General features: G+C 72.4%; 13 protein-coding genes. 9 read left to right on the top strand and 4 right to left on the bottom strand.

What is annotated here, in order from left to right; all coding sequences use genetic code 11:
• Positions 1-312, bottom strand: a 312-nt coding sequence (locus VFN12_RS12895; RefSeq protein WP_325119112.1) for an aldehyde dehydrogenase family protein, incomplete at its 3' end; no start/stop codon positions are given.
• Positions 313-548: 236 nt separating this feature from the next.
• Between VFN12_RS12895 and VFN12_RS12890 the strand changes: the two genes are divergently transcribed.
• Positions 549-818, top strand: coding sequence for a GlsB/YeaQ/YmgE family stress response membrane protein (locus VFN12_RS12890; protein WP_325119111.1), 270 nt, complete (start codon positions 549-551; stop codon positions 816-818).
• Between the two features lie 31 nt (positions 819-849).
• Here the strand turns inward: VFN12_RS12890 and VFN12_RS12885 are convergent, their stop codons facing one another.
• Positions 850-1923, bottom strand: coding sequence for a lysylphosphatidylglycerol synthase transmembrane domain-containing protein (locus VFN12_RS12885; protein ID WP_325119110.1), 1074 nt, complete (start codon positions 1921-1923; stop codon positions 850-852).
• A 123-nt stretch (positions 1924-2046) separates the two neighbouring features.
• Positions 2047-3147 carry a serine hydrolase domain-containing protein gene (locus VFN12_RS12880; protein WP_325119109.1) on the bottom strand — a complete coding sequence of 367 codons (1101 nt, stop codon included), beginning with the start codon at positions 3145-3147 and terminating at the stop codon, positions 2047-2049.
• 200 nt (positions 3148-3347) lie between these two features.
• Here VFN12_RS12880 and VFN12_RS12875 point away from each other — a divergent pair, with 200 nt between their 5' ends.
• A complete protein-coding gene (locus VFN12_RS12875; RefSeq protein ID WP_325119108.1) occupies positions 3348-3812 on the top strand; it encodes a thermonuclease family protein in 465 nt (154 codons plus the stop codon).
• 8 nt (positions 3813-3820) lie between these two features.
• Here VFN12_RS12875 and VFN12_RS12870 read toward each other — a convergent pair whose 3' ends face one another.
• Positions 3821-5947 carry a glycogen debranching N-terminal domain-containing protein gene (locus VFN12_RS12870; protein ID WP_325119107.1) on the bottom strand — a complete coding sequence of 709 codons (2127 nt, stop codon included), beginning with the start codon at positions 5945-5947 and terminating at the stop codon, positions 3821-3823.
• Positions 5948-6061: 114 nt separating this feature from the next.
• Between VFN12_RS12870 and VFN12_RS12865 the strand changes: the two genes are divergently transcribed.
• The 7 genes from VFN12_RS12865 to VFN12_RS12835 form a co-directional block, all read left to right on the top strand.
• Positions 6062-7330 carry a DUF6986 family protein gene (locus VFN12_RS12865; protein WP_325119106.1) on the top strand — a complete coding sequence of 423 codons (1269 nt, stop codon included), beginning with the start codon at positions 6062-6064 and terminating at the stop codon, positions 7328-7330.
• Positions 7331-7333: 3 nt separating this feature from the next.
• Complete coding sequence (pucL, locus tag VFN12_RS12860; RefSeq protein ID WP_325119105.1) at positions 7334-8185, top strand: factor-independent urate hydroxylase; 852 nt, start codon at positions 7334-7336, stop codon at positions 8183-8185.
• Positions 8185-8685: a 2-oxo-4-hydroxy-4-carboxy-5-ureidoimidazoline decarboxylase gene (gene uraD / locus VFN12_RS12855; RefSeq protein WP_325119104.1), complete on the top strand. Its 501-nt coding sequence runs from the start codon at positions 8185-8187 to the stop codon at positions 8683-8685. Before pucL ends, uraD begins: the two co-directional genes overlap by 1 nt.
• Before the next feature lies 1 nt (position 8686).
• Positions 8687-9007 carry a hydroxyisourate hydrolase gene (uraH, locus tag VFN12_RS12850; protein WP_325119103.1) on the top strand — a complete coding sequence of 107 codons (321 nt, stop codon included), beginning with the start codon at positions 8687-8689 and terminating at the stop codon, positions 9005-9007.
• Positions 8997-10334, top strand: a complete 1338-nt coding sequence (allB, locus tag VFN12_RS12845; RefSeq protein WP_325119102.1) for an allantoinase AllB — start codon at positions 8997-8999, stop codon at positions 10332-10334. Before uraH ends, allB begins: the two co-directional genes overlap by 11 nt.
• Positions 10331-11155 (top strand): bifunctional allantoicase/(S)-ureidoglycine aminohydrolase, encoded by an 825-nt coding sequence (locus VFN12_RS12840; protein WP_325119101.1) that lies wholly within the window; start codon positions 10331-10333, stop codon positions 11153-11155. The genes allB and VFN12_RS12840 overlap by 4 nt, the downstream gene beginning before the upstream one ends.
• A gap of 106 nt (positions 11156-11261) precedes the next feature.
• Positions 11262-12206 (top strand): FAD binding domain-containing protein (locus VFN12_RS12835; RefSeq protein ID WP_325119100.1); only part of this gene is annotated, 945 nt, incomplete at its 3' end.

Below are 12206 nucleotides of genomic sequence, written 5' to 3'. Positions count from 1 at the left end.
CTCCGACATCGTCAACGCATACGGCTTCCCGGTGTTCTCCGACTCGATCGCCACCAGCTCCGCGGCGTTCTCCTCGATCACATCGGCCAGCTTCAACAACGCCTGCTGCCGCTCGCTCGGAGTCGTCCACCGCCACTTCTCGAACGCCCGACCCGCAGCCTGGAACGCCAGATCCACATCCTGGGCATCGGAGTTCGGCGCCGACGCATAGACCTCCCCGGTCGCCGGATTGACGACATCCATCATCGCCCCGGACGCCGAAGCCTGGACCTCACCATCGATGATGTTGTGAAAGACCCTTTTCTCGGACACGTCGACCCTCCCGACTCGCCCGCCCTCACTGTCGAGGCTAGGCCGGAACCGGGCGTCCGTATACCGCCCGTACGGGTCGTCTTTGCCAACACGGGCTCTGGGCGGAGCGCCGGTGGCGACCTGGCGGGAGGTGGCAAGGTCTTCGCCGGGCGCGGTCCTGGAGGAGGGCGAGGCACTCCAGGGAGTTCTGTTCGGTAGTCGGGCGAGGGTGGAGCATCTCCCCTATCCTCGGAAGCATGCTCATCATCGCCATCATCCTGTTCGGCATGCTGATCGGCGCTGGTGCGCAGATGCTGCTGGGCCGTTCTGCGTCCGGCATCGACTGGCCGATGGCGTTCGCCTCGGGCCTGCTCGGCTCGCTGGTCGGAGGGCTGCTGGCCAGCCTGCTCGCCGGCGACGGGCTCGAGCTGCGGCTGAGCGGGATCGTCGGCTCGCTGGTCGGTGCGGTCATCGTGACCGCGCTGTGGCAGTGGCTGCGCGGACGCCGCGCCTCGTCCGCGTCCTGACCCCGGTTCCGACCCCGGTTCAGAGCCCGGTTCAGATCCCGGCGTTGCCCGCCGGATCGGGTCGCGTGGTGCGGTGGAGGTGCCAGCCTGCCCAGGCCATCGCCCCGACGGGGATCGGCAGCCAGAACGACACCAGCCGGTACAGCAGGGTCGAGATCAGTGCGGCGTCGGCACTGACCCCGATCAGCACCAGCAGGGTCGTCAGCCCCGACTCGACGAAGCCGAGGCCGCCCGGTGTGATCGGGATGAGGGCGAGCGCCTGCGCGACGACGTAGGCGAGCAGGACCTCGGACGGGCGGGCGTGCACCCCGAACGCCATCAGCGCCGCCACCAGGGCGGCGTAGTCGAACATCCGGTTGGCCGCCGCCGCGAACACCGCCCGCCACCAGTGCCCCTCGAACGCTGTCGCCACCCGGTCACGCTGTGCGACGAGGTTGGTCGCGACCGACTGCGGCGAGACCCCGCGGCGTACGGCGTGGACGACGTAGCCGACGGCGCGACCCACGCGCTCGAGCACCCTGCGCCAGGTCAGTGCGGTCACCCCGCAGCCCACGATCACGATCGCCAGCAGGATCGAGACCAGCAGCCCGAGCTGCAGCTGCCTGGCCGGCGGCGGCCCGATGACGAGCGCCGGCACGGTCAGCACCGGCAGCAGCAGCAGGACCCCGGTGGTGAGCAGGCCGACGGCGGTGAGTGCGGACGCGACGGCGGCGGGAGGCTGTCCCGCCCGGATCAGCACCCTGGCCTGGACGACACCGCCTGCGGCCGGGCCGCCCGGGACCACCTTGCTGGCCGCGTTGCCGGCAAGCTGGGCGGTGGCGGTCGTTCCCCAGCCGACCTGCCCCCTCGGTGGCGAGCCGGATGCGCCGGGTCCGGGGTGGGGGGCCAGCGCCAGCCGGGCCAGCCACCAGAGCGACGCCATGCTGCAGGCCTCGAGCGCCACCAGCACGACGAACCACCACGGCTGCACGTCGCGCAGCTGTGGCCAGGCGCCGAACAGGGCCAGCATGCTCGGCGCCACGACGTACAGGCCGATGCCGGTGACCGTCAGCGCAACCGTGCGACCTCCCCAGCGACGCACCAGGGCGCCGGTCGAGACATTCATCCGGACCCGCCGGGAACAGCCATCGCCAGATCCCCTCGCTCGGAAGGATGCTCCTCACGCTACTCCGTGGCGCGGTCCTGTCACTGCTCGGCGGGCTGGCACTCGCAGCGTCGTGGACACCGGTCAGGGGCACAGCACCGCCGTGGCGAGGTCATTGGCGATGGTGTAACCGTCGCCGTCATTCACCATGACCACCACGGCCCGGCGGTCAGGAAGTGTCCATGCCTTCGTGCTGAAGCCGGGTCCTGCTCCGCTGTGGCCCATCGCGTCGCCGCAGGACTCCCGGTCGAACCAGACACCGAGGCCGTAGTCCGCGTTGATGGGGGATACGAATCCCTGGGGCTCCGTCATGGCCTCGACGAGCTCCGGGTCGAGGAGTTCACCTCCCCACAGGGCGGTGAAGAACCGGTCGACGTCACGGACCGTGGAAACCACCCCTCCGGACGCGCGCACGAACCGGATGTACGGGTCCTCGACCGCCTTCGAATCCAGGTAGCCCGTCACATCGGTGGACCCGAGGAGCGCCGAGTCCGACATGCCGGCCGGGCCGAATACGTTCCGAGCCAGCGCGACGGACAGCGGTTGCCGCGTGACTTGCTCCACGATCCGACCGAGAACCTCGTAACCGACGTTGGAGTACCGGCCCGAGCTGCCGGGTGCGAACTCGAGCGGATGGTCGGCGGCGACCTCGATCAACGAGTCCTGCGTCATGCGCGCCGGTGGTGGCACGTCCGCTCCTGTCGCGTCGTACAGCCCGGCACGATGGCTGAGCAGGTGCCGGACAGTGATTCGGTGCCCCTGGGGGAGCAGACCGGGAAGCACGTCCTCGACGGTGTCGTCGAGCCGCAGCTCTCGGTCGGCCACCAGCTGCAGGACGACGGTCGCCACCATCGGCTTGGTGATGCTCTGGATGGGGAACCGGAGACCGGGAGTCATCCGCGTTCGGCGGCCCACGTCGGCCATGCCCGAGGTGAGGACCCGGGTGCGCTCGCCGGTCCGCACGAGCACGATCGCGCCGGTCGCAATGCTGTCGTAGTCCGCAAGCGCCTCCTGCACATGACGGACGATCTCGTCCAGCGTGGGGTCAGCAGACTTCTCGACGGAGGCGGTGGGCGCGGCTCGCGGGTCGCCGTCACCCGGTGCTTCCCCGCTGCTGCAGCCCGCAGCCGCGCCGATGGACAGGACGAGCGTCGCCCTGGCGACCAGCAGACCCCAGCGGAACACAGGCCCAGTGTCGCGGGGGCGGCCGGCATGTGCCATGACTCCCTGAGGTGGTTGTTGGGCCCCACAGGATCGCCCTGTCGCCGGCAACGCCGTCCGGGCAGGACACCCGCTCAGCGGCTATTGGGTTGGGTGACACGCTCGACTTCGGCGACGCCTCGTCCGTCATCTCGACCGGCGCGGCCGCGTGATGAACTTCCTGCATGCGAACGGCGACCATCCTGGGGCTCATCGGTCTCGTGGTGGCCGGCGGCGTCGTGACCGCGGCCGTGATCGACGATCCGGCCGGGACCACGCGTCGCACCACCGTGACCCGGGTCGTCGACGGCGACACCGTCGAGATCGCCTCCGGCCAGCATGTCCGGCTCATCGGCGTGGACACCCCGGAGCGGGGCGCCTGCGGCTACGACGCGTCGACGAAGGCGATGCGGCGGATGGTCCAGGGACGGAGGGTGGTCCTGGTCGACCCCGGCAGCGTCCAGGACCGCGACACCTACGGACGCCTGCTCCGGTTCGTCGACGTCGCCGGCCGGGACGCCGGGCTGGCACAGATCCGCTCCGGGCTGGCGACGGCGAGGTACGACTCACGCGACGGCTTCGACCCGCACCCCCGCGAGGATCAGTACCACCTGGCGGATCGCCACCATGACGGGCCGTGTGACCGGTAGACCGGCGCCTACCCGGGCGGCGTGGAGCGCAGCTCGACCGATGCAGGCAGTCCGGAGACCGAGGCACCCGCCGCAGTCACCTCCAGGTCGACCCGGTGGCCGCCCAGGGTGAGGCCGTCGAGTCGCAGGGGGAGGTACGACGCCGGCACAACCGGTGCGACCGACACCCGGGCCCGGGGGAGCAGGGGGTCCAGGCGCAGGAGCGTGCGGACCAGCTGGACGGGGGCGGCCGCGGCCCAGGCCTGCGGGGAGCACGAGGTGGGGTAGGGGACGGGCTCGGCGTACGTCTCCCGGTCGAACCCGCAGAACAGCTCGGGCAGGCGGCCGCCGAAGCGCTCCGCGGCCTCCAGGACCGCGCTCGCGACGCGGCGGGCCTCGTCGACGAAGCCGTAGCGCATCAGCCCGGCCACGATGAGTGCGTTGTCGTGGGGCCACACCGAGCCGTTGTGGTAGCTGACCGGGTCGTAGGCACCCATGGTCGTCCCGAGCGTCCGGATGCCCCAGCCGCTGAACATCTCGGGCGAGAGGAGCTGCGCGACCACGCTCGGCGCCTTGTCCTCGTCCACGATCCCGCTCCACAGGCAGTGCCCCATGTTGGAGGCACACGAGTCGACGGGCACCTTGTCGCCGTCGAGGGCCAGCGCGTAGCGGCCGTGCTCGGGCAACCAGAACCGTTGGTTGAACCGCGTCCTCAGCTCGGCCGCCCGCCCGGTCCAGCGCTCGGCATCGCCGTCGTCGCCGAGGTCCCGCGCCAGCTCCGCCCGTGCCCGGTAGGCCTGGTAGACGTACCCCTGGACCTCGCACAGGGCGATCGGGGTGTCTGCGGGGCGACCGTCGGCGAAGGTCACGCCGTCCCACGAGTCCTTCCAGCCCTGGTTGCGCAGTCCGTGCTCCGCCGAGCGCTGGTACTCGACGAAGCCGTCCCCGTCGCGGTCGCCGTACCGCTCGATCCACTCCAGCGCCCGGTCGGCGTGCGGGAGGAGCTCCCGGACCTGCTCCGGGTCGGCTCCCCAGCGGGCGAGCTCCGCGAGCACGACGACGAAGAGCGGGGTGGCGTCGGCGGTTCCGTAGTACGCCCCGTCCCCGCCGACCGCCTGCCCGGCCTCGAGGCCGTGCCGCAGCTCGTGGACGATGCGGCCCGGCTCCTCCTCGGACCTCGGGTCCGACCGCCGGCCCTGGTGGCGCGCAAGGGTCCGCAGCGTCCCGAGGGCCAGGCTGGGATCCAGCGGCAGCGCCATGTAGGCGCTGAGCAGGGAGTCCCGCCCGAAGAGCGCCATGAACCACGGCGCGCCGGCGGCGACCGCGGCGAGCGTGGGGTCCTCGTCCTCGAAGATCCGCAGGGCCCCGAGATCCTCCTGGCTGCGTCGCAGCACCTGCTGGAGCCCCGCATGGCCCGTGGTGGTGACGGTCGTCGACTCCCGCCACGAGCGCAGGCGTACGGCGGGCAGCGACTCGGCGACGGGTCGGCCGAGCGGGAACGACGGCTCGACCTCCCGTCCTTCGACGACCGGACGGGCCACCAGGGAGGCGGACCACCGGCCGCCGGCCGGGATCACCACGTCGTAGCGCACGGTGGCGGGCTGGTCGGGCCGCGAGGCCGCCAGGACGGCCTCGCCGTTCGCCTCGACGGCGATGCCGCGGCGGTCAGCGCCCGAGCCCTGCTCCAGCCTCAGCTGCTGTCCGTCGGTCCGCGCGCTGGTCCCACCGGCCCGGCGCAGCCGCCCGGCCTTGACCTCGAAGAGGTCCGCGAGGTCCGCCTCCACGGCGAGAACGACCGTGCACGAGGTGGGTTCGGCTCCGGGGTTGTGGATCGTGAGGTCCTCCCGGAGCCCGTCCCCGATCCGGCGCTCCCGCTCGACCAGGAGATTGGTGTCGGTCCGCCCGGATCGCCGAAGCCGGCCCAGGAAGGTCCCCCGATAGGGGTCGGGGACCAGTGCCCCGAGTGGCTGGGGCTGCCGGCCGTCCACCGTGAGGTTCCAGCGGGAGAGGATGCGGGTGTCCTGGAAGTAGACGCCGAACGGCTCGGACCCGAGGTCGCCGGTGGGGCTGCAGAGGCAGAAGGAGGAACCCTCGACCAGGGTGACGGATCCGTCCGTGCTCGTGGGTTCGCTCTCGGGGGTCCAGGCGCCGCTCATCGACCCCATGATGGCCGAGCGGCCGCGGCCTCGGGGAGGTGGGTGCGATGGTTGGTAGCCCACCGGTCCGTTGCGTTCCGCGTCGAAATGCGCCTGTCGGTCTAGGGTTTCAGTATGAAAGATGACGCGCGTCCCGGCGTCGACGTCGATGCGCTCACCGCCGAGATCGACAAGGCGCTGAACAAGGCCGACGCTGCGCTGGCTCGCGACTACCCCGGAGAGCGCGCCGGACGGCAGCCGGTCCACACCGTCTACGTCCCCGCCGACCGCATCGAGCCCGACCTGCTGGCGTCGTACGCCAACGAGGCCCAGATGTCGATCGTCGAGAGCGGTGCGGAGTTCCTCGACGTCCTCGGCGGTGACGAGGACCTGGTGGGGCGGGTCCTCGCCAAGCTGGAGCGGGAGGCGATCGAGGACCTGCGGATCGACTTCGAGGACGGGTACGGCGTCCGGTCCGACGACGAGGAGGACGAGGCGGTCCGGGCCGCGGCCGGGGTGCTGGCGCAGTGGGTCAGGGAGGGCAAGGCGCCGCCGTTCCACGGGATCCGGTTCAAGAGCCTCGAGCAGCCGACGCGCGGCCGGGGGCTGCGGACCCTCGCCCTCTTCCTCGAGGCGCTGACCGGCGAGGTGGGGCTGCCGCCCGGTTTCGTGGTCACCCTGCCCAAGGTCACCTCGGTCGACCAGGTCGCGGCGATGACCCTCGCCGCGGAGCGGCTGGAGCAGGACCTGGCGCTGCCCCCCGGTGCGCTGCGGTTCGAGCTGCAGGTCGAGGCGTCGCAGGCGGTCCTCGGCAGTGACGGCACCGTCACGGTCGCCCGGATGATCCATGCCGCCGCCGAACGCTGCGTGGGCCTCCACTTCGGCACCTACGACTACTCCGCCGACCTCGGGATCGCCCCCTCCCAGCAGAGCATGGAGCACCCGGCCGCCGACCACGCGAAGGCCCTGATGCAGGCCGCCGCCGCCGGCACCGGCGTCCGTCTCTCCGACGGCTCGAGCAACGTGCTCCCGGTCGGGGACGCCGAGGCGATGCGTGCCGGGTGGGCCAACCACCTGCGCCTGGTCCGCCGGTCGCTCGAACGCGGCTTCTACCAGGGCTGGGACCTGCATCCCGCCCAGCTCCCGACGCGCTACGCCGCCACCTTCTCCTTCTTCCGCGACGGCCTCGAGCCCGCCATCGAGCGCCTGCGCGCCTACCGCAAGGCCGAGGCGACCCAGATCGCGGACGAACCGGCCACGGTGCGGGCGCTCGCGGCCTTCCTGCTGCGTGGGCTCGACTGCGGCGCCATCTCCGACGCGGAGGTCGCGACCGCCAGCGGGCTGAACCTGAACAGGCTGACCGAGCTGGCCGGTCGCCCGACCGAGAAGCGCAAGGCCGGCTGAGCGTTGGGCATCGTCCTGGGGCCCAACCGGTACGGCAAGGCCGAGAACCGCGTCGTGCGCATCTACCGCGACACGGCGCGGCACGAGATCCGCGACCTCAACGTGTCCACCTCCCTGCGGGGCGACTTCGACGACGCCCACATGACCGGCGACCAGTCCCACGTCCTGCCGACCGACACCCAGAAGAACACCGCCTTCGCCTACGCCAAGGAGCACGGCGTCGACTCCCCGGAGGACTACGCGATCGCGCTGGCGACCCGGCTCCTCCACGCCACCCCGTCCGCCGACGGGGCCCGCGTCGAGGTGGAGGAGTACCCCTGGGACCGGATCCAGGTCGACGGCCAGGGTCACGACCACGCGTTCGTGCGACGAGACAGCGCGGTCCGGACGGTCGCGGTCGACGTGACCGCAGGTGCGACCGTGGTGACGTCGGGGCTCAAGGACCTGGTGGTCCTGAAGTCGACCGGCTCGGAGTTCAGGGGCTTCCTGCGCGACGACTACACGACCCTGCCCGAGGCCGACGACCGGGTCCTTGCCACCTCGCTGACCGCGACCTGGCGGTACGTCGCCGGCGACCACGACTGGAACGCCGCGCACGACGACATCCGCGGCCTGCTGCTCGGGACCTTCGCGACGACGTACAGCCGGGCCCTCCAGGAGACGCTCTACGCCATGGGGACCGCCGTCCTGCGGGCGCGACCGGAGGTGGCGGAGATCAGCTTCTCCGCGCCCAACAAGCACCACCACCTCGTCGACCTGTCACCCTTCGGGATCGACAACGACGGCGAGGTGTTCATCGCCGCCGACCGCCCCTACGGCCTGATCGAGGCCACCGTGACCAGGGAGGCACAGTGATGGACCGGGCGACCGACCTCGACGCGTTCAACGCCCTGCCCGAAGCCACGGCGCGCGAGCGGCTGGCGGACTGCCTCGACGTCCCGCGGTGGGTGGACACCGTGCTCGAGGGCCGCCCGTACGCCGACCGCGCGGCGCTGATGAAGGTCGCCGAGGTGGCCGCGGGCACGATGACCGACGAGGAGCTCGAGTCCGCCCTCGACCACCACCCCCGCATCGGTGAGCGTGGCGCCGGCGGCCATGACGAGGAGCACTCGTCCAGGGAGCAGGCCGGCGTCGACCCGGCGGACCGGGACGTCGCCCGGCGGCTTGCGCTGGGCAACGCCGCCTACGAGGAGAGGTTCGACCGGGTCTTCCTGATCCGCGCCTCCGGACGCACCGGCCCCCAGATCCTGGCCGAGCTCGACCGGCGCCTGGGCAACGACGCCGCTGCGGAGCGCGCCGAGACCGTCTCCGAGCTGCGCGAGATCGCGCTGCTCCGCCTGGAGCAGGTGCTCTGAGATGGCCACCCTCAGCACCCACGTCCTCGACACCGGGGCGGGGCGACCCGCGACCGGGGTGGCGGTGGTGCTCGAATCCCCCGGGGGCGAGGCGCTGGGGGAGGCCCGCACCGACGCCGACGGCCGGGTCGGGTCCCTCGGCGGCGACCTCGCGCCGGGCGACTACCGGCTCCGCTTCGACACCGGCGGGTGGTTCTCCGCTGCCGGTGTCGAGGCGTTCTACCCGGAGGTGGCCGTGTCGTTCACGATCGCGACCGACGAGCACTTCCACGTGCCGCTGCTGCTCAGCCGCTACGGCTACTCGACCTACCGTGGCTCCTGAGCTCGACGTCCTGATCCGGGCCCGGCGCGCGGTGGTGGACGGCCGCGAGACCCCGGTCGCGGTCGGGATCCGGGCCGGCCGGATCGCCGCCCTCGGTGCGTACGACGACCCCGGCGACGCGGACGCGGTCGTCGAGCTGCTCGACGACGAGGTGCTGCTCCCCGGACTGGTGGACACCCACGTGCACGTCAACGAGCCGGGCCGCACCGAGTGGGAGGGATTCGAGACCGCGACCCGCGCCGCGGCGGCGGGGGGTGTCACCACCATCCTCGACATGCCCCTCAACAGCGTCCCGCCGACCACGACCGTGGCCGCGCTGGAGGAGAAGCGGGCAGCCGCCCGCGACCAGGCCTGGGTCGACGTCGGCTTCTGGGGCGGGGCGGTGCCCGACAACCAGGCAGACCTGGCCGGCCTGCACGAGGCCGGGGTCTTCGGGTTCAAGTGCTTCCTGCTCGACTCCGGGGTCGAGGAGTTCCCGCACCTGTCGTCCGGCGAGTTCGCCGAGGCCATGGCGGAGACCGCCCGCCTGGGCAGCCTGATGCTGGTCCACGCCGAGGACGGCGACCTCATCGACGACTCCCGCGCGCCCGGCAGTGCCTACGCCGGGTTCCTGGCCTCGCGCCCGCCCGCGGCCGAGGAGCGGGCGATCGACCTGGTCATCGACGGTGCCCGGAGGACCGGCGGCCGCGCACACGTCGTACACCTCAGCGCCGCCGGGGCGATCCCGGCGCTGAGGGACGCCCGGGCCGACGGCGTCGACCTGTCGGTGGAGACCTGCCCGCACTACCTGACGTTCGACGCCGCCGGGATCGCGGACGGGTCCACGGAGTTCAAGTGCTGTCCGCCGATCCGGGACGCCGACAACCGTGACCGGCTCTGGGACGGGCTCGCGGCCGGCGACATCGACCTCGTGGTCACCGACCACTCGCCCTGCATCGCTGAGCTCAAGTGCCGGGACGTCGGCGACTTCGCCCTGGCCTGGGGCGGGATCGCCTCCCTCCAGCTGGGCCTGCCGGCGGTGTGGACCGGCGCCCGGGAGCGGGGCCACGGCCTCGCCGACGTGGTCCGCTGGATGGCCACCGCACCGGCGGACCGGGTGGGGCTGACCGATCGCGGCCGGATCGCGGTGGGTGCCTCGGCGGACCTGTGCGTCCTCGCGCCCGACGAGACGTTCGTCGTCGACCCGGCGCGGCTGCTCCACCGCAACCCGATCTCGGCCTACGCCGGGCGTACGCTCACCGGCACGGTCCGGCAGACCTGGCTGCGCGGCGTCCTGATCGACCTCGACGCCGCCCCACGCGGCCGGCTGCTGACGAGAGGGGCATGACCATGAGCTACCACGTGCCGCGAGGCGGGCTGCCGCCGCAGACGGACCTCACCACCGACCGGGCGGTCTTCACCGAGGCCTACGCCGTCCTCCCGGCGCGCACGCTGAGCGACATCACCGCCAGCCGGCTCCCGCACTGGGACCACACCCGGCTGTGGGTGCTGGCCCGCCCCCTGTCGGGGTTCGCCGAGACGTTCGCGCAGTACGTCGTCGAAGTCGGCCCCGGCGGAGGCTGCGAACGCCCCGAGCCCGACCCGGACGCCGAGGCGGTGCTGTTCGTGGTGGACGGCACGGTCCGCCTGGTCCTCGACGGCATCGACCACCTGCTCGGCCCCGGAGGCTACGCCTTCCTCCCACCCGGGAGCGCCTGGCAGGTCGGCAACGACAGCGAGGTCACGGCGACGTTCCACTGGATCCGCAAGGCCTACGAGCGGGTGGAGGGAGTCGAGGTCCCGGAGGCCTTCGTGACCTCGGAGTCCGACGTGCCGTCCCAGCCGATGCCCGACACCGACGGAGCCTGGGGCACCCAGCGGTTCGTCGACCCGGACGACGTGCGCCACGACATGCACGTCAACATCGTCAACTTCGAGCCGGGCGGGTCGATCCCGTTCCCGGAGACGCACGTCATGGAGCACGGCCTCTACGTGCTCGAGGGCAAGGCGGTCTACCTGCTCAACCGGGACTGGGTCGAGGTGCAGGCCGGCGACTTCATGTGGCTGCGGGCCTTCTGCCCCCAGGCCTGCTACGCCGGCGGGCCGGGACGCTTCCGCTACCTGCTCTACAAGGACGTCAACCGGCACCCCCAGCTCTCCCTCGGATGACCCGGGCCTCGCGTACGATGAGCGCAGGTTCGTCGTTCGGCATGGATAACCGGCGACCCGGGACATTTCCGAACCATGCTCGAGCATGGCGCGCCCGGGAGGACCGATGACCCCGCCGATCTCACGGCCGGCTGCCACCGTCAACGGGACACCGCGCGCCCTCGACGGCCTACCGGCACACACGACCGCCCTCGACTGGCTGCGCGACCTGGGCCTCACCGGCGCCAAGGAAGGCTGCGCCGAGGGGGAGTGCGGCGCCTGCTCGGTGATGGTGGTCCGGCCCGCGGCCGACGACACCTCGCAGGGGCACTCGCAGTGGCCCTCGCAGTGGACCGCAGTCAACGCCTGCCTGGTGCCCGCGCTCGCCCTCGACGGCCAGGAGATCGTCACCGCCGAGGGTCTCGGCACCCCCGACCACCTCCACCCGGTGCAGCACGAGCTGGCCCAGCGGGGCGGCTCGCAGTGCGGCTACTGCACGCCGGGGTTCGTCTGCAGCATGGCCGCGGAGTTCTACCGTCCGGACCGCGCGCCGGGCGACGCCGACGCCGAGCACGGGCCCAACGGGTTCGACCTCCACGCCATGGGCGGCAACCTCTGTCGCTGCACCGGCTACCGGCCGATCCGTGACGCGGCCTGGGCTCTCGGGTCACCGGAGGCCGGCGACGGGCTCGCCGACCGGGCCTCCGCGCCGGCCCCGGAGGTGGCGGCCACCCGCGTCGACGGCTTCGCCCGCCCGGCCGACCTGGCCGAGGCGCTGGCCCTGATCGAGGAGCGTCCCGACGCCACCGTCATCGCGGGCTGCACCGACTGGGGGGTCGAGGTCAACCTCCGTGGCGAGCGGGCGACGTACGTCGTCGCGGTGGACCGGCTGCCCGAGCTGCGCTCGTTCGATCTCGGCGAGCAGGGCCTCGAGATCGGGGCGGGCCTCACGCTCTCCGAGGTCGAGACGCTGCTCGCGGGGCGGGTGCCGATCCTGGCCGAGGTGTTCCCGCAGTTCGCGTCGCGACTGATCCGCAACACCGCCACCATCGGCGGCAACCTCGCGACCGCC

This window comes from Nocardioides sp., assembly GCF_035703625.1.
In the GTDB taxonomy this organism is placed as follows: Bacteria; Actinomycetota; Actinomycetes; order Propionibacteriales; family Nocardioidaceae; genus Nocardioides.
The sequence above is the reverse complement of the archived record's forward strand: the minus strand, read 5'-3'. Positions and strand labels throughout refer to the sequence as shown.